At 70.1% G+C, this 21,844-nt stretch carries 22 protein-coding genes; 6 read left to right on the top strand and 16 right to left on the bottom strand.

Annotated elements, in window-relative coordinates; all coding sequences use genetic code 11:
- Positions 1-50: 50 nt before the first annotated feature.
- The 3 genes from ASD62_RS06710 to ASD62_RS20065 all read right to left on the bottom strand — a co-directional run bounded on the left by ASD62_RS06710 (position 51) and on the right by ASD62_RS20065 (position 3,022).
- Positions 51-1,352: an HD-GYP domain-containing protein gene (locus ASD62_RS06710; protein WP_056915294.1), complete on the bottom strand. Its 1,302-nt coding sequence runs from the start codon at positions 1,350-1,352 to the stop codon at positions 51-53.
- Complete coding sequence (locus ASD62_RS06715; protein WP_157581379.1) at positions 1,349-2,797, bottom strand: HD-GYP domain-containing protein; 1,449 nt, start codon at positions 2,795-2,797, stop codon at positions 1,349-1,351. The genes ASD62_RS06710 and ASD62_RS06715 overlap by 4 nt, the downstream gene beginning before the upstream one ends.
- Positions 2,798-2,860: 63 nt before the next feature.
- A complete protein-coding gene (locus tag ASD62_RS20065) occupies positions 2,861-3,022 on the bottom strand; it encodes a hypothetical protein (protein WP_157581381.1) in 162 nt (53 codons plus the stop codon).
- 310 nt (positions 3,023-3,332) lie between these two features.
- Here ASD62_RS20065 and ASD62_RS20975 point away from each other — a divergent pair, with 310 nt between their 5' ends.
- On the top strand, positions 3,333-3,407 hold the full coding sequence (locus ASD62_RS20975) for a 50S ribosomal protein bL37 (protein ID WP_369791897.1): 75 nt from the start codon (positions 3,333-3,335) through the stop codon (positions 3,405-3,407).
- Positions 3,408-3,496: 89 nt separating this feature from the next.
- Here the strand turns inward: ASD62_RS20975 and rsrA are convergent, their stop codons facing one another.
- A complete protein-coding gene (gene rsrA, locus ASD62_RS06720; protein WP_235529062.1) occupies positions 3,497-3,724 on the bottom strand; it encodes a mycothiol system anti-sigma-R factor in 228 nt (75 codons plus the stop codon).
- A gap of 53 nt (positions 3,725-3,777) precedes the next feature.
- Positions 3,778-4,401 carry a sigma-70 family RNA polymerase sigma factor gene (locus tag ASD62_RS06725; RefSeq protein ID WP_056917216.1) on the bottom strand — a complete coding sequence of 208 codons (624 nt, stop codon included), beginning with the start codon at positions 4,399-4,401 and terminating at the stop codon, positions 3,778-3,780.
- Positions 4,402-4,652: 251 nt separating this feature from the next.
- Between ASD62_RS06725 and ASD62_RS06730 the strand changes: the two genes are divergently transcribed.
- Positions 4,653-5,195 carry a ferritin gene (locus ASD62_RS06730; protein ID WP_056915297.1) on the top strand — a complete coding sequence of 181 codons (543 nt, stop codon included), beginning with the start codon at positions 4,653-4,655 and terminating at the stop codon, positions 5,193-5,195.
- Here ASD62_RS06730 and ASD62_RS06735 read toward each other — a convergent pair.
- Both ASD62_RS06735 and ASD62_RS06740 read right to left on the bottom strand, forming a co-directional pair.
- Positions 5,192-5,845, bottom strand: a complete 654-nt coding sequence (locus ASD62_RS06735; protein WP_056915298.1) for an alpha/beta family hydrolase — start codon at positions 5,843-5,845, stop codon at positions 5,192-5,194. The genes ASD62_RS06730 and ASD62_RS06735 overlap by 4 nt on opposite strands.
- Complete coding sequence (locus ASD62_RS06740; RefSeq protein ID WP_082552862.1) at positions 5,842-6,780, bottom strand: SOS response-associated peptidase; 939 nt, start codon at positions 6,778-6,780, stop codon at positions 5,842-5,844. The genes ASD62_RS06735 and ASD62_RS06740 overlap by 4 nt, the downstream gene beginning before the upstream one ends.
- Positions 6,781-6,876: 96 nt before the next feature.
- Here ASD62_RS06740 and ASD62_RS06745 point away from each other — a divergent pair, with 96 nt between their 5' ends.
- The 3 genes from ASD62_RS06745 (at position 6,877) to rsgA (ending at position 9,819) form a co-directional block, all read left to right on the top strand.
- Positions 6,877-7,416 (top strand): DoxX family protein, encoded by a 540-nt coding sequence (locus ASD62_RS06745; RefSeq protein WP_056915299.1) that lies wholly within the window; start codon positions 6,877-6,879, stop codon positions 7,414-7,416.
- Between the two features lie 79 nt (positions 7,417-7,495).
- Positions 7,496-8,785, top strand: a complete 1,290-nt coding sequence (gene aroA / locus ASD62_RS06750; protein ID WP_369818755.1) for a 3-phosphoshikimate 1-carboxyvinyltransferase — start codon at positions 7,496-7,498, stop codon at positions 8,783-8,785.
- Entirely contained in the window at positions 8,782-9,819 is a 1,038-nt protein-coding gene (gene rsgA, locus ASD62_RS06755; protein ID WP_056915300.1) for a ribosome small subunit-dependent GTPase A, read from the top strand. The genes aroA and rsgA overlap by 4 nt, the downstream gene beginning before the upstream one ends.
- Before the next feature lie 140 nt (positions 9,820-9,959).
- On the opposite strand, the gene ASD62_RS06760 is transcribed toward rsgA, so the two are convergent.
- The 6 genes from ASD62_RS06760 to ASD62_RS06785 form a co-directional block, all read right to left on the bottom strand.
- On the bottom strand, positions 9,960-11,003 hold the full coding sequence (locus ASD62_RS06760) for an ABC transporter ATP-binding protein (protein WP_056915301.1): 1,044 nt from the start codon (positions 11,001-11,003) through the stop codon (positions 9,960-9,962).
- On the bottom strand, positions 10,996-12,042 hold the full coding sequence (locus ASD62_RS06765; protein ID WP_082552864.1) for an ABC transporter ATP-binding protein: 1,047 nt from the start codon (positions 12,040-12,042) through the stop codon (positions 10,996-10,998). The genes ASD62_RS06760 and ASD62_RS06765 overlap by 8 nt, the downstream gene beginning before the upstream one ends.
- 19 nt (positions 12,043-12,061) lie before the next feature.
- Complete coding sequence (locus ASD62_RS06770) at positions 12,062-12,994, bottom strand: ABC transporter permease (RefSeq protein WP_056915302.1); 933 nt, start codon at positions 12,992-12,994, stop codon at positions 12,062-12,064.
- On the bottom strand, positions 12,987-13,913 hold the full coding sequence (locus ASD62_RS06775) for an ABC transporter permease (RefSeq protein WP_056915303.1): 927 nt from the start codon (positions 13,911-13,913) through the stop codon (positions 12,987-12,989). Before ASD62_RS06775 ends, ASD62_RS06770 begins: the two co-directional genes overlap by 8 nt.
- Before the next feature lie 248 nt (positions 13,914-14,161).
- The gene (locus ASD62_RS06780; RefSeq protein ID WP_056915304.1) at positions 14,162-15,823 is read right to left on the bottom strand and encodes an ABC transporter substrate-binding protein; all 1,662 of its coding nucleotides are present in this window, start codon (positions 15,821-15,823) and stop codon (positions 14,162-14,164) included.
- A 219-nt stretch (positions 15,824-16,042) separates the two neighbouring features.
- A complete protein-coding gene (locus ASD62_RS06785) occupies positions 16,043-16,516 on the bottom strand; it encodes a DUF2231 domain-containing protein (protein WP_056915305.1) in 474 nt (157 codons plus the stop codon).
- A gap of 173 nt (positions 16,517-16,689) precedes the next feature.
- Between ASD62_RS06785 and hisN the strand changes: the two genes are divergently transcribed.
- On the top strand, positions 16,690-17,481 hold the full coding sequence (hisN, locus tag ASD62_RS06790; RefSeq protein ID WP_056915306.1) for a histidinol-phosphatase: 792 nt from the start codon (positions 16,690-16,692) through the stop codon (positions 17,479-17,481).
- Positions 17,482-17,572: 91 nt separating this feature from the next.
- Here the strand turns inward: hisN and ASD62_RS06795 are convergent, their stop codons facing one another.
- The 3 genes from ASD62_RS06795 to ASD62_RS06805 all read right to left on the bottom strand — a co-directional run bounded on the left by ASD62_RS06795 (position 17,573) and on the right by ASD62_RS06805 (position 21,737).
- Entirely contained in the window at positions 17,573-18,955 is a 1,383-nt protein-coding gene (locus ASD62_RS06795) for a pitrilysin family protein (protein ID WP_056915307.1), read from the bottom strand.
- Positions 18,952-20,235, bottom strand: coding sequence for a pitrilysin family protein (locus tag ASD62_RS06800; protein WP_056915308.1), 1,284 nt, complete (start codon positions 20,233-20,235; stop codon positions 18,952-18,954). Before ASD62_RS06800 ends, ASD62_RS06795 begins: the two co-directional genes overlap by 4 nt.
- Before the next feature lie 83 nt (positions 20,236-20,318).
- Positions 20,319-21,737: an NAD(P)/FAD-dependent oxidoreductase gene (locus ASD62_RS06805; RefSeq protein ID WP_056915309.1), complete on the bottom strand. Its 1,419-nt coding sequence runs from the start codon at positions 21,735-21,737 to the stop codon at positions 20,319-20,321.
- Between the last annotated feature and the right edge of the window lie 107 nt (positions 21,738-21,844).

The raw sequence follows: 21,844 nt of genomic DNA on the forward strand, positions 1-21,844 counted from the left end.
CTGGTCCCGGTGCCGCCCTCGTCGTCGCGCCTGCCCGCGCACCCCGCCCCCTACTGGCCGGGCGCCCCGGTCCGGCGACGGCGCGTGAGGAAGCGGGTGAGCGAGTCGACGACCCTGGGGTCGTACTCGTAGCCCAGGCCGAGGTGGATGCGCTCCATCGCACGGTCGGCGTGCAGCCCGTTGGGGCCGCTCAGGTCGTCGTAGGCGTTGGCGACCTTGATGATGCGACTGGCCATGGGCAGGTCCTGGCCGAACTCGCGCACCTGGCGGTACGGCGTGATCTGGGCCTCCATGATCGTGGCGACGTTGTCGAGGACACCCGTGCTGCGGACGATCTCCGCACCGTCGTGGGCGATCCGCTGCTGGTCCGCCGGGGCGGCCATGACCGTGGCCCCCTGCGGGATCGGCTCGCGCAGCGCCACCTGGCCCAGGTCGTGCAGCAGTGCGGCGTACTCGAGGTCGGTCAGCTCGCGCTGGCTCATGCCGAGGTCGCGCCCGACCGCCATCGAGATCTCGGCCACGCGCTGGGCGTGCTGCGGAACCGTGTAGTGCGTGCGGTCGGTGAGCGACGACAGCGCCCCGATGGTCTGGCGGTAGGTCTGCCGGATCGAGGCGTACCGCTGGACGGCGAAGTAGGTCAGGACCAGGGGGAACAGGAACAGCGGGAGGGCCACGACCCCGAGGGAGTATGCCGCCAGGGCGATGAGGGTCCCGGACGTGACCAGAGCGGTGGCGAGCCCGATCGTGGAGCGGATCTCGTCGACGATGCTGCGCACCAGTGGTCCGTGCTCGTGACCGGCCCGGACGACCGCCTGGAGGGTCAGGTCGACGAGCATGGCCACCGACCCCACGCACAGCATCACCACGGCCACGAGCCAGCGCCGGGAGTCCCACATGACGGCGTGGCCGAGGAGCGTGACCCCGTCGAAGGTGACGCTGCGGTAGAGCAGGGGCACCACGGCGGCACCGATGAACCGGGCGGACAGACCCGACCAGTTGACCGTCCGGCGGTTCGCCTCGAGCAGTCCGTTGCCGACGAGCATGCCCGCGCCGATCGTCACGATGACCACGCCCGCACCCACCGGCGGTTCACCCGGCGGCGCGATGTCGGCGAGCCCGAGGGCCAGGGCGGCCGCCGAGGACATGGGGGCCGTGAGGCGTCCGGCGAGGACGGTGAGGCGGGCCGTCTCACCGAGCGCGATCGCGACGACGAACACGGCCAGGGTGAGCAGCGTGCTCACCCCGAGCGCACCGAACTGGGACAAGGATGCCCAGCAGGCGGTGGCGAGCAGCACTCCGGCGACGGCGACGGTGAGACCGAGCTCGAGGCCGCGCGCGAGCAGCCGCTTCACGCCCGGCCCGCCAGGTGCTGGGTCTCGACCCGGGGTGCGCCGTGGATCAGCGAGCGCAGGTCGGGACGACCGGCCAGCCGGTCGGACATCTCGGGCTCGTCGTGGTCGAGGGCGGGCCCCTGCGGGAGCTCGTCCTCGGGGTGGCGGGTCGGCGTCCAGTCGTGCCGACCCAGGACCTTGGCGAGCGCTCCGACGACGCGCGGGTCGAACTGGGTGCCCGACCTGTGGGTGACCGCCTCGAGGGCGTCGGGGGTCGAGAGGGCCTCACGGTGCGAGCGGTCCGTGGTGAGGCAGTCGAACGTGTCGGCGACCGCGATGATGCGCGCGGCGAGCGGGATGTCGTTCCCGGCCAGGCCCAGGGGGTACCCGAGGCCGTCGAAGCGCTCGTGGTGGTGGGCGATGCCCTCCTTGGACCCGACGAGGAACTCGATCTCCTCGATCAGCTCGACACCGCCGAGCGCGTGGTCGGCCAGGATCACCAGGTCCTCGTCGTCGAGGACTTTCCGGGAGCGCAGGATCCGGCTCGGCACCCGCACCAGACCGACGTCGTGCAGCATGCCCGCGGTGCGGACGTCCTGGATCTCCTTGGGCGTCATGCCGACGTCCTCGGCGATCCACTCGCACAGCTGGGCGACGCGCTCACTGTGCCCGACGTTGTGGGGCATCTTCGTCTCGACCGCGGTGACGAGTGCCTTCAGGGTGCGCTCGTGCGCCTTGAGCTCCTCGCCGTACTGGTCGAAGGCCCAGCGGGCGACCAGCAGGGGTGCGAGGACGAGCACCCCGGCGAACCACCCGACCTTGGCGGGGATCCAGAGGACCACGAGGAGGAACCCGATGACGCCGTACCCGACGTAGGCCAGGCCGCTCGTGGTCAGCAGACTGAGGACGCGGGTGCGGATGGGGCTGCCGCTGGAGACGCGGAGCACGAGCGCGATGAGCAGGGCGTTGAGCAGGCACTGGGTCACGTCGGTGACGACGAGGGGCAGACCCACGTGCAGCAGGACCTCACCGGCGGACATGTCGGCCGAGACGACGTCGCGGCCGCCGACTGCGAGGTAGACCAGGCCACCGGCCACACCGAGGCCGCTCATCATCGCCACGTTGAACGCGGTGGCCACCTTGGGGCCACTGGTCACCTTGGCGAGCATCGCGACGGCGCCGACGATGCCGGCTCCCACGGGGCCGACGATCACCGCGGCCGCGACGAGGATGATGCTCAGGAAGCTGATGCGCACCCGGCTGATCAGCTCGGTCTCGCGGAGGAGGACGCCGCCCGCAGCCAGGGCGGTCAGGACACCGATCGCCGGCCAGTCCTGGGGCGGCCCGTCGACGTGGAGGGCCAGCACGACCAGGGAGAGCGTGAAGGCGTAGACGCTTCCGACATAGGCGAACACGGCAGGGCGGTAGAGCGTCGATGCCTGGGATCCTGATCGGGCGGCGCTCACGTCACCAATCTACGGCGTGAGCGACCCGCCCGTATCCGGACCAGAAGATCAGGACCCGGAGCGTCAGATGCTCTCGAGGCCCTTCCAGTCCCAGCCACGCGAAGCGCCGTCGACGCCCTTCCAGTCCCAGCCACGGGCGAACTCGGTCGGGCCGTCGGTGGGGGTCCAGACGAACGTGTCGTCCTGGCCGAGGATGGACTCAAAGATGGTGGTGATCGTCTTCATGGCTGGGGTGCTCCTTCTGCTCGGGGGATGGTCCCTCATCCGTTCGGACCATTTCGAGCCGTCATTGCGCCTAGGTGTCAGGGGTGCACCGTGGTCGCAGGACTATGATGTCCCGGCCGTCGAGAGCGCGCAGGCGGAGTGGTTCCTTCTTTGCCAAATCTTGAAGGTTCGCTGGAACTTCGGGGTGTACAGACCTCCTCAAAAGGGGCCTTCTCCCCCTCTGCGGCGTGGAGCACACATGTCGCTGTGCGACAATGACGGCAGGAAGGGCGCTGTTCTGGCGCCACCGGACCACCCGACGGAGACACCCATGAGCAAGCGCGCCCGCAAGCGCCGCTCGCGCAAGGGCAACGCGGCCAACCACGGCCGCAAGCCCAACGCCTGAGCAGGTGCGACGACGCAGCAGCGTCCACGCAGCACGAGAGCGGCGGTCGGATCCTTGAGGATCCGACCNNNGACGCTGCGGAGGAGGCGCTACTCGGAGATCTCGTACCGGATCGTCGTGATCCGGGCCATGATCTCGGTCCGCAGCTGAACCGGTGCCTCCTCGCAGGCGCAGGAGCGCTTCACGAGCGCCTTGAGTGCCTGGTCGAGGTCGTACTGCTTCAGGCAGGGCGAGCAGGCCTCGAGGTGGTGGGCGATCTTCTCCGTGTCGTCACGGGTCATCTCGCCGTCGAGGTACTCGTAGACCCGGTGCAGCACCTCGGAGCAGTCTGCTCCTGCGGCGTCTCCCTGACCTGAGTCGCTTCCACACATCATGAGTCCGCTCCCTGGGTCGCGAAGCCGCGCTCGGCGGCGTAATCGGTCAGCAGCTCACGCAGCTGCCGCCTGCCTCGGTGCAGCCGGGACATCACGGTGCCGATCGGCGTGTCCATGATCTCGGCGATCTCCTTGTACGCGAAGCCCTCGACGTCGGCGAGGTACACCGCCATACGGAAGTCCTCCGGAAGGTCCTGCAGCGCGCGCTTCACCTCGGTGTCGGGGAGGTGGTCCAGCGCCTCGGTCTCGGCCGAGCGCAGGCCGGCGGAGCTGTGCGACTCGGCCCGGGCGAGCTGGTAGTCCTCGATCTCCGACGCGTCCGACTGGAGCGGCTCGCGCTGCTTCTTCCGGTAGCTGTTGATGTACGTGTTGGTGAGGATGCGGTACATCCACGCCTTGAAGTTCGTGCCCGGGCGGTACTGGTGGAACGCGGCGAAGGCCTTCGTGTAGGTCTCCTGCACGAGGTCCTCGGCGTCGGCCGGGTTGCGCGTGGTCCGCAGCGCGGCGGAGTACAGCTGGTCGAGCAGCGGCATGGCCTCGCGCTGGAAGCGGGCCTGCCGCTCCTCGGGCGACTCGGTGGCCACGTCGACGGTCGCGTCGGGGGCAGGGGTCTCAGTCATTGCCCTCCAGCCTAGCCCGCTCGTCGAGCGGCTCGGCCCGGTCGTGGTGGTCGTGCTCGACGTGGCACCCGCGGACAGGCCCAGCTGCACGGGTGCGGTCGTGCCACCCTCGGGCGGCGAGGCGGTCAGCATTGGCACGGTGCGGCTCCTTGGAGGCCGGGTCGAGGACCCTCGGGCTCCGGTTGCGGGTGGGGACATCTCGTGCAACGGCTCCGCCCCGGGTGTCATTCCCCGCGCGCTAACCTCGGCCCATGTCGCGCCACGCCAACCCCACCTTCGTCCAGCTGCTCGCTGAGCAGGTGAGGCACGAGTTCACCGCGAGCCAGCAGTACATCGCGATCGCGGTGTGGTTCGACGACCACGACCTCCCTCGCCTGGCCGCGCACTTCTACGCGCAGAGCGTCGAGGAACGCAACCACGCGATGATGATGGTCCAGTACATGCTCGACCGGGACTGGCCGGTGACCATCCCTGGCGTGGACGAGGTCCGCGGTGAGTTCGACAAGCCCACCGCGCCGATCGAGCTCGCCCTCGCCCAGGAGAAGGCCGTCACGGCCCAGATCGAGGCACTCTTCCGCGCCGCCCGTGAGGAGGGCGACGTCCTCGGCGAGCAGTTCATGCTGTGGTTCCTCAAGGAGCAGGTCGAGGAGGTCTCCTCGATGAACACCCTGCTGACCATCGCGGTCCGCGCGGGCACCGACTGGTTCCAGGTCGAGGACCACCTCGCCCGCGAGGCCGTCGGCGACGGTGGCAACGACGCCTCCGCACCCGAGGCCGCCGGCGGCGCGCTCTAGCCTTCCGCGCCCTGCTGGTCCCCCAACCCGGCGAGGAACGCCGCGGCAGCGCGGACCAGGGCCCCGGTGTCCCTCACGGTGTGCTCACCGACGACCTCGGTGACCAGAGCGGGGTCGGGAAGCTCCGCCCTGACCTCCGCGGGGGTGCCGAACGGGTCCCGGGTGCCCTGGACCACGTGCAGCGGTATGCCGTGGGCCAGCGGTGCGCGCAGCTCACCCGCGCGGGAGGTCTCCGGCCTGCCCGGCGGGTGGAGGGGGAAGGCCAGGCAGAGCACCGCGTCGGCCCCGACCAGGTGGGCGGTGCGGCACGCGACCCTGGCGCCGTTGCTCTTCCCGGCCACGACCAGGGGCTGAGGGAGCCTCCCCCGACCCGTGGTCAGCGCCTGGACGACCGGCACCCACGCCTCGTCCTGCGGACCGGGCCGCGGCGGGGTGCGGCGGCCGGCCACGCCCCACGCCTGGTGGACGAGGGCGACGGCCCACCCCTGCGCGACCAGTCCGTCGCGGACGGCGAGCACGTCGCGGCCGTCCACCCGGCCGCTGGCCCCGTGGGTGAGCACCACGGTCCCGCGGGCGTGGACGGGCCGCTGCACCTGCACCACGGCAGGCCCCAGCGTCGTGGGCACCTCGACCGTGCGCACCGTGGTCATGCGGGGTTCGCCCCGCCCACGGTCTCGGCGGACGGCACGGTCGACACAGCGGTCGACGCCGGGGCGGGCGACGTGGCCGCACCGCCGGTGCCCACGATCTCCCCCGTCATCGGGTCGACCACGCCCTCGAGCTCGGCCTCCCCCGCGGGCTCGATGAGCTGGGGCCCGTTGCTGCGGTTGGAGGACACCGCCGTGCCCACCGGGTACGCCTCGAACCGCCCCGGGCGGGAGAACGCCAGCAGTGCGCCCACCTCGGCGGTGTCGGTCATCTCCGGGTCGAGCCACGTGGCCCAGTCCTCGCGCTCGAGGACGAGCGGCTGGCGGTCGTGGATCCGGTCCAGGCCGGGCTCGGCGTCGGTCGTGATGATCGTGAACGTCGTCAGCCAGGCCTGCGGGTCGTCCTTGTCGGCGATCTCGCGGTCCCGCCAGAACTCGTAGAGACCGGCGAACGCCACGACGTCGCCGTCGGCCCGGTGCATGAAGAACGGCTGCTTGCGCGGGTTCCCCTTGGCGTCGGTGGCGACGGGCGACTTCTGCCACTCGTACCAGCCCTGCGCCGGGACGAGGCAGCGGCGGGACGCTGCGGCCTTCGCGAACGAGCTCTTCTCCAGGACCGACTCGGCCCGGGCGTTGATCATCCGCATCCCGATCTTGGTGTCCTTGGACCAGCTCGGGACCAGTCCCCACGTCAGCAACCGCAGCTGCCGCACCGGACCCGCGTCCGCGGCATACGCCTCGTCGGTGTCGCGGGGCACCCGCGAGAGGACCACGGGGGCCTGCTTGCTGGGGGCGAGGTTCCAGTCGGGGGCGCCCGCCGGCGGGCTCTGGGGGTTCTTGAGGATGCTGCGCGACGGGTCGCCGGTGCGGTCCTGCTCGACCTCGAACTCCTCCACGAGCTCGTCGGGATTCGCCGTCGCCGCGTACCGTCCGCACATGGTGGACAGGGTACGCAGCGACGCCGACGCGCCCCATACGGTAGGAAGGGAGCCGATGGGGAAAACCCGTCTCCCCAGACGTCCACAGGAGTGATCATGACCCTCGTCCGCCGTGTGGCCCGCCCGATGCTCGCCGCGATCTTCGTGGTGCAGGGGCTCGAGCAGCTGCGGCACCCCGCCGCGCTCAAGGCCAAGGTGGCCCCGTTCGCCGAGCAGGTCGCCCCGCTGGGCCTGCCCAACGACCCCGAGCTGCTGGTCCGCGCCAACGGCGCGACGATGGTCGGTGGTGGAGCGCTGCTCGCCACGGGCCACTTCCCGCGGCTGGCCTCGCTCGCGCTGGTCGGCTCGCTGGTGCCGACGACGTATGTGGGACACCGGTTCTGGGAGGAGACCGACCCCGCGGTGCGCACCACGCAGCGGATCGGGTTCCTCAAGAACCTCGGGCTCCTCGGAGGGCTGCTGCTCGCCTCGGTCGACACCGAGGGCAAGCCCGGTCTCGCCTACCGTGCGGGCCTGGCCAGCGACTCCGCCAAGCGGGTCGCGAAGCAGACCCGCCGCGAGGCCAAGCACGCGGCGCGTGCCGCCCGTCGCGAGGCCAAGCTCGCCGCGTCGCAGGCCCACGATGCCCTCACCTGATCCCGTCCGACCCCCCACCCGCCCCTCGGACCCGTCGCTGAGCGCCACGTCCACGGCGCCTGCAGAGGGCGACTGGTCCGTGCCCGCGGCCCCGGGACCCGTCGACGCCGACGTCGTCCTCCCCGGGAGCAAGTCGCTCACCAACCGCTTCCTCGTCCTGGCCGCGCTGGCCAACGGCCCGTCCCGGCTGCGTCGCCCGTTGCGCTCGCGGGACACGTTGCTCATGGCCCAGGCGCTGCGGCAGCTGGGAGCCGGGATCGAGGACACGACCGCGCACTCCGGCGAGCTGCCGGACTGGGTCGTCACGCCGGCGACGCTGCGCGGCGGCGCCCAGGTGGACTGTGGGCTCGCCGGCACCGTCATGCGCTTCCTGCCGCCGGTCGCCGCCCTGGCTGCCGGGCCGGTGGCGTTCGACGGCGACCCGCAGGCGCGCGTGCGGCCGATGGGGCCGGTCCTCGACGCCCTGCGCGCCCTCGGCGCCGACCTCGACGACGGTGGCCGTGGCACGCTGCCCTTCACCGTCCGGGGCCGGGGCAGCCTCCCCGGTGGCGCGGTGACCCTGGACGCCTCGGCGTCGTCCCAGTTCATCTCGGCCCTGCTGCTCGCCGGCCCGAGGTACGACCGGGGCGTCACGATCCACCACGACGGGAAGCCGGTCCCTTCCGAGCCGCACATCGAGATGACCGTCGAGACCCTGCGCGACGCCGGTGCCCTCATCGACGACAGCGACCCCGACACCTGGCGCGTCGAGCCCTCGGAGATCAACGCCCTCGACGTGCAGGTCGAGCCGGACCTGTCCAACGCCGCACCGTTCCTCGCCGCAGGGCTGGTCACCGGCGGGCGGGTGACGGTCCCCGGCTGGCCGCACCACACCACCCAGGCCGGCGACGCCATCCGCGACATCCTCGACGCCATGGGTGCCGACGTGAACCTCAGCCGCGAGGGGCTGACGGTGTCGGGCACCGGCGAGGTGTCGGGCATCGACGTGGACCTGCACGACGCGTCCGAGCTGACGCCGGTCGTGGCGGCCGTGGCCGCGCTCGCCGACTCCCCCAGCGTGATCCGCGGCGTGGCCCACATCCGGGGTCACGAGACCGACCGCCTGGCAGCCCTCGCCCGCGAGCTCGGAGCCCTCGGCACCGTGGTCACCGAGACCGAGGACGGGCTGCGGATCGAGCCGAAACCGTTGCAGCCCAGCCTCTTCCACACCTACGCCGACCACCGCATGGTGATGGCCGGTGCGGTGCTGGGGCTCCGCTGCCCCGGCCTGGTCATCGAGGACGCAGGCACCGTCGCCAAGACGCTGCCCGAGTTCACCACGCTGTGGCACCGCCTCGTGTCGCCGGGCACCAGCGCAGCGGACGCATGAACCGCAAGGCCACCGACTACGACGAGAGCGACGTCCGGGTCCGCCCGAGCCGGAGGGGTTCGCGTCCGCGGTCGAAGGACCGCCCCGCCCACGAGGACGCGGTGCCGGGCTTCGTGGTGGCCGTGGACCGCGGCCGCTACACCGTGCTCATCCCCCGGGGCACCGGCCGCAAGGCGGCCCCCGAGCGGCTCGTGACCGCCATGAAGGCGCGCGAGCTCGGCCGCAAGGGCATCGTGGTCGGCGACGACGTCGGGCTGGTCGGCGACACCACCGGCAACCCCGACGGACTGGCCCGCATCGTCCGGCTGACCCCGCGCCGTTCGGTGCTGCGGCGCAGCGCCGACGACACCGACCCCGTGGAGCGGGTCATCGTCTCGAACGCCGACCAGCTGGTCATCGTCTCCGCCCTGGCCAACCCCGAACCCCGGCCGCGCCTGATCGACCGCTGCCTCGTCGCTGCCTACGACGCCGGCCTGGAGCCCCTCCTCGTCCTCACCAAGGCCGACCTAAAGGACCCGTCGGAGTTCCTCGGGAGCTATGCGCCGCTCAACGTCCCCAACGTCGTCACCTCGACGGGCGAGTCGGGCTTCGACGGGCTGGAGGGCCTCACCGAGCGCCTCGTCGGCCGGGTGAGCGTCTTCGTCGGGCACTCCGGCGTCGGCAAGTCCACGCTGGTCAACGGCCTCGTGCCCGACGCACGACGGGCGGTGGGCATCGTCAACGACCACACCGGCCGTGGCCGCCACACCTCCTCCTCCGCGGTCGCCCTGCGCCTCCCGGACGGCGACGGGTGGGTCATCGACACCCCCGGTGTGCGCTCGTTCGGCCTGGCCCACGTCGACCTGGGCCGCATCATCCAGCACTTCCCCGACCTCGAGGCCGGCACCGGCCTGTGCCCCCGCGGCTGCACCCACGACGAGGACGAGTGCGCCCTCGACGCATGGGTCGAGTCGGGCCAGGCGGGTCCGGCAGGGGCGTCCCGGCTCGAGTCGCTCCGCAGGCTCCTGCGGGCCCGCTCGGGCGAGGCCGACTGAGTCCCGACGTGTTCCGGGCGCGGTCCCGCCCACGGCGTCTCCTGCAGCGGGAGCCACCCTCACGGCATGGCAACCAACGACCGCGCCGCCCCCGTCGAGGGGAGCGGCGCGGTCGTTCGTGCGTATGCCGTGCGGGGACGTCAGACGGCGTTGCCGGCACCCTGCTCGGTGAGGTCGATCGTCTCGATGATCTCGCGCGGCTGGGCGAAGTGGCAGGCCGACAGGTGCTCGCCGGCGCCGTCGGGGCGCAGCTCGAGCAGCGGGATGTCGGTCTTGCACTTGTCCTGCGCCTTGAAGCACCGCGTGTGGAACCGGCAGCCCGAGGGCGGGTTCGCCGGCGAGGGGACGTCGCCCTTGAGGACGATCTGCTCCTTCTTGTCGCGCAGCGTCGGGTCCGGCACCGGCACGGCCGACAGCAGGGCCTGGGTGTAGGGGTGGGTGGGACGACCGTAGATGTCGTCCTCCTCCCCCAGCTCTGCCATCTTGCCGAGGTACATCACGCCGACGCGGTCGGAGATGTGACGCACCACGGACAGGTCGTGGGCGATGAAGATGTAGGACAGCCCGAGCTCGTCCTGCAGCTTCTCCATGAGGTTGACGACCTGCGCCTGCACCGACACGTCGAGCGCGGAGACCGGCTCGTCGCAGATCAGCACCTTGGGGTTGAGCGCGATGCCCCGGGCGATGCCGATGCGCTGGCGCTGGCCACCGGAGAACTGGTGCGGGTAGCGGTTGATGTGCTCCGGGTTGAGGCCCACCAGGTCGAGCAGGTCCTGCACGGCCTTGCGGCGACCCTTCTTCGGCACCACGTCGGGGTGGATGTCGAACGGCTCCCCGACGATGTCGCCGACCGTCTTGCGCGGGTTGAGCGACGTGTAGGGGTCCTGGAACACGATCTGGATGTCGCGACGCAGCTTGCGCATCGCGCGACCCTTCTGCGCGTACATGTCGACCCCGTCGAACACCACGGAACCCGAGGTGGGCTCCTCCAGGCGCATCAGCAGGCGGCCCAGCGTGGACTTGCCACAGCCGGACTCACCGACGATGCCCAGCGTCTCGCCCTTGAGGAGCTCGAAGCTGACACCGTCGACGGCCTTGACGTGGCCGACGGTGCGGCGCAGGACGCCACCCTTGATCGGGTAGTGCTTGACCAGGTCGGTCGCGGTCAGGATGGCTTCAGCCATTGAGGACCTCCTCGGCGAAATGGCAGGCGGACTCACGGCCGGGAGCAACGAGCCGCAGCGCGGGACGGTCCTCACGGCAGACGTCCTGGGCGTACTTGCAGCGCGGGTTGAACGCACACCCCTCGGGGATGCGCATGAGGTTCGGCGGGAGACCGCCGATCGCCGCGAGCTGCTGGCCCTTCTGGTCCAGTCGGGGAATCGACTCGAGCAGGCCCTTGGTGTACGGGTGGGCGGGCTGGCGGTACAGGTCGTACACGTCCGCGCGCTCGACGATGCGGCCGGCATACATGACCGCGATCTTGTCGGCCACGTCGGCCACGACGCCCAGGTCGTGCGTGATGAGGATGAGCCCCATCTGGCGCTCCTCCTGGAGCTCCTGCAGCAGCGCCATGATCTGGGCCTGGACGGTCACGTCGAGCGCGGTGGTCGGCTCGTCCGCGATGAGCACGGCCGGGTCGAGCGCGATGGCCATGGCGATCATGATGCGCTGGCGCATCCCGCCGGAGAACTGGTGCGGGTAGGCCTTCACCCGCTCCTTGGCACCCGGGATCTGCACGCGCTGCATGAGCTTGATCGCCCGCTCGAGCGAGTCGGAGCGGTTCATGCCGCGGTGCACGCGGAACATCTCGGCGATCTGCCAGCCCACCGGGAAGACCGGGTTGAGCGAGGACAGCGCGTCCTGGAAGACCATCGAGATCTCCGGGCCACGGGTCTTGCGTCGCTTCTCCGCCTGCATGGTCAGCAGGTCCTCACCGCAGTAGCGGATCTGGCCCTTGGGGATCACGGCCGGCGGCACGTCCAGGATGCCCATGATGGCCTGCGCCGTCACGGACTTGCCGGATCCCGACTCGCCGAGGATGGCCAGCGTCTGGCCCTCGTACAGGTCGAAGTTGACGCCGTTGATGGCCCTGGCGATGCCGTCGGCGGTGTGGAACTCGACGTAGAGGTCCTCCACCTCGAGCAGCAGCCCGTCCTTGGCGTGGTACTCGGAGCCGGCCGCGGCCTTGCCGCGGCGCGTTCCGGTGTCAGTTGTCGTCATCTGTGTGTGTCTTTCCCGCTCAGCGCGACTTCGGGTCGAAGGCGTCGCGCACGGCGTCACCGAGCATGATGAAGGCCAGCACCGCAAGGGAGAGGAACAGGCTGGGGAACAGCAGGATGTGCGGGTAGGTCCGCACAGCCACGAGGGCGTCCGAGATCGCGACACCCCACGAGACGGCCGGCGGCGTGAGCCCGATCCCGAGGAAGCTCAAGGTGGCCTCCGCGGTGATGAACACACCGAGGTTGATCGTCGAGACCACGATGACCGGCGCGAGCGCGTTGGGCATGACGTGGGACCGGATGATCCGCCAGGGGCTGGCGCCGAGGGCGCGCGCCGCCTGCACGTAGTCGTTGGGCTTGACCTGCAGCACCGACGAACGCATCAGGCGGGCGATGCTCGGCCACCCGAAGACGGACAGCACCAGCACGACCTTGCCGACCACCACGAGGTAGGGGGTGTTCTGGTCGTTCGGGAAGGTGGACATGAACAGGATGCCGCCGAGGAGCAGCGGGATCGCGAAGAAGATGTCCGTCACGCGGGAGACCAGGGTGTCGAGGAAGCCGCCGTAGTACCCGGCGAGGACACCCATGACCAGGCCGATGACCACCGTGGCCAGCGTCGAGAAGACACCGACGAGGATCGACGCGCGGGCACCGTAGACGGTGCGCGAGTAGATGTCGTAGCCCTGGATGTCGCGACCGAACCACGCGTCGGCCCCTGGTTCCGCACGGGCCTCCTTGAGGACGGCGGCGCCGGGGTCGACGTTGGTGAACAGCTGCGGCACGAGTGCCATGACCACGAACAGGGTGATCAGGCTGACGGAGACCCAGAAGATCGGGTTCCCCTTGAGCTGGCGCCAGGCGTCGGACGCGAGCGAACGCCCCTCGTCCGCCTGGCCACCCACCGGCTGACCGGCCTCTGCGGAGACGGCGATGGTCGATGCCTCAGTCATGGCTGATCCTCGGGTCGAGCACGCCGTACAAGAGGTCGACGAGCAGGTTGGCGATGAGGAAGACGAGCACCAGGACGGTCACGGTGCCGACGACGCTCACGGGGTCGCGGTTGCGGATGCCGGTGAAGAGGAACCCACCGACGCCCTGGATGTTGAAGATGCGCTCGGTCACGATCGCGCCACCCAGCAGGCCGCCGAAGTCGGCGCCGATGAAGGTGACGACCGGGATGAGGGAGTTGCGCAGGGCGTGCACGCTCAGCGTGCGCCGGCGGGTCAGGCCCTTGGCGGTCGCGGTGCGCAGGTAGTCGGCCCGGAGGTTCTCGACGAGGTTGGTGCGCGTCAGGCGGGCCACGTAGGCGATCGAGGCAGAACCGAGGACGAAGGCCGGGAGCAGCAGCTTGTAGTACGTGACGTCGGAGCCCACGGTCGCCGGGAAGATCGGGTACTTGAGGCCGAAGTAGTACTGCAGCGTCACACCGATGACGAAGATCGGGATGGAGATGACGAAGAGCGTGCTCACCAGGACCAGGTTGTCGATGAACCGGCCCTTGCGGATGCCGGCGAGCACACCGGCGATGATGCCGATGACGGTCTCGAAGACGATCGCCATACCGGCCAGCTTGGCCGTGGTCGGGTAGCGGAGCTTGAGCTCGTCAACCACCGCGAGGTCGCGGAAGTTGGTGCCCAGGTCACCGTGGAGGAGGTTGCCCATGTACGTGAAGTACCGGACCAGGAACGGGTCGTTGAGGCCGTGCTTGTCACGGAACTCGGCCACGAAGGCAGCCGGGCACGGACGCTCGCCGCAGAGCCCGATGGTGGGGTCGCCGGGAAGGGCGTAGACCATGACGAAAATGATGAACGTGGCTCCAAGCAGCACCGGGATCATCTGAATCAGTCGCCGAAGGATGTACTTGTACACGTCACCTCCTTGGGTTTGACGCCAGCGGGATGGGGTGTTCCCGGCAGCGTGGCTGGACGAGCGGGGACGCTACCTCAGGTTGGCGTCGCTGCCCATCACAACATAGTCGTATAGGGGGTGCCGGGGGCATCAGGCGGGTCACGCCACGACTGTCCCCGGACAGGCCATCGGCCTGCCGACACTGGGCCGGCAGGCCGACGACCTGTCTGGATCCACTCACCCGATCAGGGTGGGCGAACCGGGTCGACTTACTTCAGCGCGAGGCTGGAGAAGTCGATCGTGCCGAACGCGGTGATCTTCACGCCGGTGACCTTGTCGGACCAGCCGAAGGTCGCGGTGGAGTACCACATCGGGATGGCCGGCATGTCGTTGGCGAGCAGTGCCTCGGCCTCCTGGTACTTCTGGTTGGCCTGAGCAGCGTCCGTCGAGGCAGCAGCCTCGGTGAGGAGCTTGTCGAACTCAGGGTTGCTGTACTTGCCATCGTTCGAGGACGCGCCGGTCTTGAAGATCGGGGCGAGGAAGTTCTCGATCGACGGGTAGTCCATCTGCCAGCCGGTGCGGAACATGCCCTTCTGCTTGCCCGCCGCGATGTTGCCGCGGAAGGTGGAGAAGTCCACGACCGGGGTGGCGACACAGTCGACACCGAGGGCACCCTTGATGGAGTTGCAGGTCGCCTCGACCCACGCCTTGTGAGAAGCGTCAGCGTTGTAGGCGATCGTCATCTTGCCGCCCTTGAAGCCGCCGGCCTCGTCCAGCTTGGCCTTGGCCTTGGCAGCGTCGAAGGTGCAGTACTCGCCACAGGCGTTGGCCTTGTAGCCGTCGACGACCGGGGAGACCCAGCCGGTGGCGGGCTGACGGGTGTTGTTGAAGATCTGCTTGATGATCGTCGGACGGTCGATGGCCATCGAGATGGCCTGACGGATCTTCGGGTCGGCGTAGTTCGGGTCGACCTTGACCGGCGCGAACGTGATGGTCTGGATGACGCCAACGGCCTTCTGGGCGTTGCGGTCAGGCAGGTCCGTCTTGTACTTGTCGTCGATCATCGCCGAGGAGGGAACCTCGTCGGTCACGTCGAGGTTGTTGGCCTGGACGTCGGTGTAGGCAGCGTCAGCGTCCTGGTAGATCTTGAACGTGATCGCGTCGAGCTTGCCACCGAACTTGCCCGAGTAGTCAGCGAACTTGCTGAGCTTGATCTCGGTGTTCTTGGTCCAGGAGTCGAGCTTGTACGGGCCCGCGCCGACCGGCTTCTCGCCGTAGGCCTTCGGGTCGCTGAAGAAGGTGTCCGGCAGCGGCGAGAACGCCGAGTAGCCGAGACGGACCGGCATGTTGGAGACCTTCTCGGTGGTCTTGATCGTGAAGGTGTAGTCGTCCTTCACGGCGAGACCGGTGAGGGTCTTGGCCTTCGGCGTGAACCCCTTGCAGGGGTCCTCGGCGTCGGTGCCGGCGCACTGCATGTCACCGAAACCCTCGATGGGCTCCATGAAGTACCCGGAGGACTGGGCGTTCGGGCCGTAGGCGGCGTAGTTCCAGGCGTCGACGAAGTTCTTCGCCTTGACCTCGGTGCCGTCCTGGAACTTGTAACCCTTCTTGATCGTCACCGTGAAGTTCTGGTTGTCCGTGGTGTCGATCTTGTCCGCGATGTCGTTCTCCGGCGCACCGGTCTCGGGGTTGTAGTGGACGAGCTTCGCCGTGATGGCGTCGAGCACGTTTCCACCACAGGTCTCCGTGGTGTTGCTGGGAATGAGGGGGTTCTGGGGGTTGCACCCACGGACCGTGACAGCGCCGCCGGCCTTGCCGCCTGCACTGGAGCTGGTGGCCTTGTCGCCGCTACCGCCACCACAGGCAGCTGCGAGCAGCGCCACGGTGGAAATACCAGCAACCATGGTCACCGTGCGAGTAAGTCCTCGCATTGATGTCCTCCTACTTAGGGTCTGCCGTTCGAGTGAACGGTCGGTCCGGGCTGCACGCCGGTCGGAGTGCAGCCCTGTAACGCCCAGGGCGTCGTGTTGTGGCACCCATGAAAGAGCAAGGAGGGAGTAAAGGCGACGTTCTGAGCCAACCCGAGACAAAAACGTGATCGTCTCGCAGCCGACCTGAGAGCAGATCTTCGGCGTGAGTGGCTTTTCGACCTATTGGGACGTGTTCCTCACGATCTGCCCCCACACGGCCTCGGCGCCCGAATGACCCACCCGGATGGTCCACACCACCACGACCCCGGCGGCCGCCGTAACCAGCACGGACAGGGCCGTGCGCACCTGCTGACCGGTGGTGGCGGAGGCCGACACCCGGGTGCGGTGGACCTGCACGAGGACCGCGGCCAGGAGCAGCGCACCGGCCATGAGGGGCAGTGGTCCGGCGAGCTGACCGTGCTCCACCGCGGCCTGGCCCCCGAGCCGTCGCTGGAGCGCCTCCCCCGACTGCTTGGCCACGAAGGTCATGACCATGACGACGGCGTCGGCGACGACGACGAGCCACCCGGCGGTCGCCCGTCCCGGTCGACGCCAGGCCCAGACCAGCGTGACGAGGGCCATCAGCGGCAGGAGCACCACGACGCCGTGCACCACGAGGGCGTGGACGGGGAGTCCGAGGACGGTGTCGAACACGGCAGGCTCCTGCGGGTCGGTCGGGTCCGGTGCGGACGGGCTGTCGGGACCTCAGGTCCGCCGACGCTAGCGGTGGACCGCTCGGGCCGACACCCCTTCGCGGCTGGGAGATTGCTGTGAGTGCACCCGTGGCGGTCCCTCGCCGCACCGGGGGGACGGGCTAGCGTGGCCGGGTGCCCTACGACGACGACCTGCGCCTCGCCCATGTCCTGGCGGACGCCGTCGAACGCATCACCATGGCGCGGTTCCGCGCCGAGGACCTCGTCGTCGAGTCGAAGCCGGACCTCACCCTGGTGAGCGATGCGGATCGCTCCGCCGAGGAGCTCGTGCGTTCGCAGCTCAAGCGCACGAGGCCCCGCGACGCCGTCGAGGGCGAGGAGTTCGAGACCACGGGACACGGCCCGCGGCGATGGGTCATCGACCCGATCGACGGCACCCACAACTTCGTCCGGGGCGTCCCCGCGTGGGCGACGCTGATCTCCCTGGTCGACGAGGGGCAGCCGGTCCTCGGCCTCGTGGCCGCACCGGCGCTCGGCCGGCGGTGGTGGGCTGCAACGGGATCCGGCGCCTGGTCCGGTCGCAGCCTGACCGCCGCGAAGCGCATCCACGTGTCACGGGTGTCCCGGATCGAGGACGCCTCCCTGTCGTACTCGAGCCTGTCGGGATGGCGTGCCCTCGATCGGCACCAGCAGTTCCTCGACCTCACGGACGAGTGCTGGCGCACGCGCGCCTACGGAGACTTCTGGTCCTACATGCTCGTCGCCGAGGGGGCCGTCGACATCGCGGCGGAGCCCGAGCTCGCGGTCTACGACATGGCGGCGCTGGTCCCGATCGTCACCGAGGCCGGCGGCCGGTTCACGTCGCTGGCGGGCACCGTGGGTCCGTGGGGTGGCAACGCCGTGGCCACCAACGGGCTGCTGCACGACGAGGTGCTCGCCCGTCTGGGTACCGACGCGCGCGCCTGAACCGCTGACGAGGCACCTCGTTCGCGCCGCGCCGCGCCCCGGACGCCGGACAGCGCCCGACGGCCCGGCGCCATCCGGCGTCCGGCTCACGTCAGTTGGGGACGACGGTGACCTCGCCGACGCCCAGCTCGCGGATGGCGTCGGCATACGTCGAGGCGTCCCCGACCACGACGACGGTCCACTCCCCCTGCACCCACCGGCGGTAGGCCTCCTGGAGGTCCTTCGGACCGAGCTCGCGCATCTGCTCGAGGTTGCGGGTGGTGAACTCCGTCGTGAGCCCCTCCAGGGCCATGGTCGAGGCCTCGTCGGCGACCGCGTCGGCCGTCGCGTAGCGGCCGGGTGCGGTCTTGCTGACGAAGTCAACCCCGGAGCGCACCTCCTCCTCGCCGAAGCCTTCGCGACCGCTGCCGAGGATCTCGAGCAGGAGCTGCACGGACTCCACGGTGGCGTCGGCGCGGACCGACCCCGAGGTGAGGAACAAACCGCCGGAGCTGCGCGGCCGGAAGACCGAGCGGATGCCGTAGGTGTAGCCCTTCTCCTCACGGAGCACCGCGTCCACCCGTGCGTTGGGCGAGCCGCCGACCACGAACCCGAGGACGGGGTATGGCGCCCAGCCACCTTCGACGCGTCGGTCCGGGCCCGCGCAGCCCACGAGGACCTCGCTCTGCACCGAGCCCGGCCGGTCGACCAGCACGATCCGCGCGGCGTCGGCGGCGCGGAGCGCGGGGACGGCGTCCGGTACGGAGGCCTCCGCGGTCCAGGTGCCGAGGGTGCGCTCGACCATGCCGAACACGTCCAGGTCGGACAGGTCGCCGGCGACGACCGCCGTCATGCCCTGCGGGCCGACGTGCCTGGCGTGGAAGTCCACGACGTCCTGTCGCGTCAGCGCTGAGATCGACGTGGCCGTGCCGGCCGACGGCCGCGAGGCCCGGTCCTGCGCGTCGTAGAACGTCGCGACGAACTCGCGCGCGGCGCGCTGCGGCGCGAGGGCCCGCTCCTGCTCGATCTCGGCGAGCCTGGTGCGACGGATGCGGTCGACCTCGCTCTGCGGGAAGACCGGCTCGGAGAGTGCGAGCCGCAGGAGGTCGAGGGCCTCTTCGAGGCGTCGCTTGGGCACGTCGAGGTCGACCCCGACACCGGCCTCGTTGACCGAGGCCCCGAGCGCGATCCCCTTGCGCTCCAACAGCTCTGCGAACTCCTCGGGCGAGTGCTCGGCGGTCCCCTCGTCCAGCAGCCGTGCCATCACGGTGGCCACGCCCTCGACCTCGCGCGGCTCGGCAGACAGGGGAAGGGGCAGCGCCGTGCGCACCGAGATGACGTACTGCCCCGGGATGTCGTACGCCAGCACCTCGATGCCGTTGGAGAGGGTCTGCCGGGTGGGGACCGGGAAGCTCCACGGACCCGGCGGCGTGACCTCGGGGCGCGGGGCACCATCCTGCTGCGGGGTCTCGGCGGTGGTGTGTCCGGTGCTCATGCTGCGTCCTCCTGCGTCGCCACGAGGTGGCGCACGACCGCCCTGCTCTCGGGTGCCAGCCAGGCCTGCGCCGCGGCGCGCACCTGGTCGGGGGTCACCTGGCCGATGCGGTCCAGGAACGTGTTGATGAACTGCGCGTCGCCGTGCAGGAGGGCGTGCTGGCTGATGAGGTCGGCCCGCTCCTCCTGTCCCGCGAGTGCGGACAGCCAGCTGCGCTCGGACTGCGCCATCGCGGACTCGGCCTCGACCTCGGTCGGGCCCTCCTTCGCGAACCGCTCGAGCTCCTCGACCACGGCAGCCTCGATGGCCTGCGGGTCCTGCCCCTCGGCGACGTCCACGACGAAGAACCCGAGGCTCACGCCGTCGACGAACCCCATCGCGTGGGCCTGCACCGCGTTGGCGACCTGCTCGCGGCGCACCAAGCGCTGCACGAGGCGCGAGGTCGACAGCCCACCCAGGGCGTCGATCGCGAGCGCCGCCGCGAAGAACTCCTCGGTGTTGTCGGCCGGCAGCCGGAACGCGATGTGCAGCCGGTCGTTCGGCACCGGTCCCGGCCGGTCGACGTGCACCGGCGCGGGCAGCGGCTCGAGCTGCGGGAGGTTGGCGCGCGGCGTCTCGGCGCTGGCCGGCAGGTGACCGAAGTAGCGCTCGGCCGCGGCGAAGCCCTCCTCGGGGGTCAGGTCGCCGACGAGGGTGAGCACGGTGTTGTTCGGCCCGTAGTAGCGGCGGAAGAACTCGTGCACGTCCTCGACGCTGGCCGCGTCGAGGTCCTCCATCGACCCGATCGTCGGGTGGTGGTAGGGGTGCCCCTCGGGGAACACCGCGGCATACACCTCGATCAGGGCCTTGCCGTAGGGCACGTTGTCGTAGCGCTGGCGCTTCTCCTCCTTGACGACGTCCCGCTGGTTGTCGAGGTTCTCCTGGTTGACCGCGTCGAGGAGGTACCCGTGCCGGTCGGCCTCCATCCAGAGGGCCAGCTCGTACGCACCCTTGGGCACGGTCTCGAAGTAGTTGGTGCGGTCGAACCACGTCGTCGCGTTGAGGCGTCCGCCCTCGGCCATCAGCCGGGTGAAGTGCTCACCGCTGGCGATGTTGCGCGAGCCCTGGAACATCAGGTGCTCGAAGAGGTGCGCGAAGCCGGTGCGTCCGGCGACCTCGTGGCGCGAGCCGACGTTGACCCAGAGGTTGACCGTGACGTTCGGGACGCTGGTGTCGGGAGAGACCACGACGCGCAGGCCGTTGGGCAGCGTGAACTCGTGGATCGGGTAGTCCAGGGGCATGGCTGCACCCTAGGCGAACGCCCGCCCGCGTGCCTGCGTGCGGCGAACTTCCCCCCCTGCCAACGCCGCACGGACCGCCGGTCTCAGAGGACGCGGCTGCCCTGCTCGCGCGCCTGGGCCACGGACTGCGCCGGCGGCTTGCGGTCGGCAGGCACGCGCGGCAGGGACGGGGCGTACCCGTCGCCGAGCTGTTCGATCGCCGTGCGGGCGAACACCTGCTGCTCGGTCACCGTGCGTTCGGACCGCCCACGGCCGACGAAGCTCACCGCCCAGTGCAGGAGCGTCGTCAGGCGGTGCTTGAACCCGATGATGTAGACGAGGTGCACGGCCAGCCACAGCAGCCACGCGACGAAGCCGCTGAAGTGGAGCCTGCCGATCGAGGTGACGGCGCTGAAGCGCGAGATCGTCGCCATCGATCCCTTGTCCTTATAGACGAAGGGGCCGGCCGGCGCCTGGCCCGCGAGCCGTCGCTTGATCTGGTCGGCGGCGTAGCGCGAACCCTGGATCGCCACCTGCGCGACACCGGGATAGCCCTTGAGCGCGGCCATGTCACCGACGACGAACACCTCGGGGTGGCCCGGGAGGGTGAGGTCGTCGTTCACCTCGATGCGTCCGGCCCGGTCGAGGCTTGCGCCGGACTGCTCCGACAGCTGGGCGGTCAGCTCGGAGGCCTGGACCCCGGCGGCCCAGACCTTGGTGACGGACTCGATGCGACGCATGGAGCCGTCGGAGTCCTTGACGTCGATGCCTGTCGCGTCGACCCCGGTCACCATCGCACCGAGCTGGACCTCGACCCCGAGGCTGCGCAGCTTCTCGGCGGCCTTGGCGCCCAGGTGGTCACCGAACGCCCCCAGGACGGTCGGTGCGGCGTCGAGCAGCACGATGCGCGCGCGGGTGGGGTCGATGGACCGGAAGTCCCGACGCAACGTGCGCCGCGACAGCTCGGCGATCTGGCCGGCCATCTCCACCCCGGTCGGTCCGGCGCCGACGACGACGAACGTCATGAAGCGCTCGATCTCCTTGGGGGTGGTGGCCAGCTCCGCCCACTCGAATGCACCGAAGATGCGTCCGCGCAGCTCGAGCGCGTCGTCGATCGACTTCATGCCGGGCGCGTACTGGGCGAAGTGGTCGTTGCCGAAGTACGACTGGCCGGCACCCGCCGCGACGAGCAGCGAGTCGTACTCGGTGACGGTCTCGCGGTCGAGGACGCGGGAGGTCACCGTCCTGGACTCGAGGTCGATGTGTGTGACGTTGCCCAGGAGCACGCGGGCGTTGTCCTGTCGGGCGAGCACCTCACGGGTCGCAGGCGCGATCTCGCCCTCGGACAGGATGCCCGTGGCCACCTGGTAGAGCAGGGGCTGGAACAGGTGGTGGGTGGTCTTGGCGATCAGGGTGATGTCGACGTCGGAGCGCTTGAGCGCCTGCGTGCCGAACAACCCACCGAACCCCGAACCGACCACGACGACGCGGTGACGTTGCTGGGTGTGGACCTCGTGCGACATACCGACACTCTCCTGTGAAAGACGAAGGACGGCCACCCCTGGTCGGGGGTGCCGTCCTCGATGACGCCTGCATCTGCGTCAACAACCCTATCGGCGCACGTATGCCG

This window comes from Phycicoccus sp. Root563 (genome assembly GCF_001427915.1).
Classification (GTDB): domain Bacteria; phylum Actinomycetota; class Actinomycetes; order Actinomycetales; family Dermatophilaceae; genus Pedococcus.

Bases quoted from the DNA above. Each gene is read 5' to 3' on its own strand.
- ASD62_RS20065 (WP_157581381.1), bottom strand. From the start codon at position 3,022: ATGAAGACGATCACCACCATCTTTGAGTCCATCCTCGGCCAGGACGAC.
- ASD62_RS06725 (WP_056917216.1), bottom strand. From the start codon at position 4,401: ATGACTGAGACCCCTGCCCCCGACGCGACCGTCGACGTGGCCACCGAG.
- ASD62_RS06730 (WP_056915297.1), top strand. From the start codon at position 4,653: ATGTCGCGCCACGCCAACCCCACCTTCGTCCAGCTGCTCGCTGAGCAG.
- ASD62_RS06735 (WP_056915298.1), bottom strand. From the start codon at position 5,845: ATGACCACGGTGCGCACGGTCGAGGTGCCCACGACGCTGGGGCCTGCC.
- ASD62_RS06740 (WP_082552862.1), bottom strand. From the start codon at position 6,780: ATGTGCGGACGGTACGCGGCGACGGCGAATCCCGACGAGCTCGTGGAG.
- ASD62_RS06745 (WP_056915299.1), top strand. From the start codon at position 6,877: ATGACCCTCGTCCGCCGTGTGGCCCGCCCGATGCTCGCCGCGATCTTC.
- rsgA (WP_056915300.1), top strand. From the start codon at position 8,782: ATGAACCGCAAGGCCACCGACTACGACGAGAGCGACGTCCGGGTCCGC.
- ASD62_RS06760 (WP_056915301.1), bottom strand. From the start codon at position 11,003: ATGGCTGAAGCCATCCTGACCGCGACCGACCTGGTCAAGCACTACCCG.
- ASD62_RS06765 (WP_082552864.1), bottom strand. From the start codon at position 12,042: ATGACGACAACTGACACCGGAACGCGCCGCGGCAAGGCCGCGGCCGGC.
- ASD62_RS06770 (WP_056915302.1), bottom strand. From the start codon at position 12,994: ATGACTGAGGCATCGACCATCGCCGTCTCCGCAGAGGCCGGTCAGCCG.
- ASD62_RS06780 (WP_056915304.1), bottom strand. From the start codon at position 15,823: ATGCGAGGACTTACTCGCACGGTGACCATGGTTGCTGGTATTTCCACC.
- ASD62_RS06795 (WP_056915307.1), bottom strand. From the start codon at position 18,955: ATGAGCACCGGACACACCACCGCCGAGACCCCGCAGCAGGATGGTGCC.
- ASD62_RS06800 (WP_056915308.1), bottom strand. From the start codon at position 20,235: ATGCCCCTGGACTACCCGATCCACGAGTTCACGCTGCCCAACGGCCTG.
- ASD62_RS06805 (WP_056915309.1), bottom strand. From the start codon at position 21,737: ATGTCGCACGAGGTCCACACCCAGCAACGTCACCGCGTCGTCGTGGTC.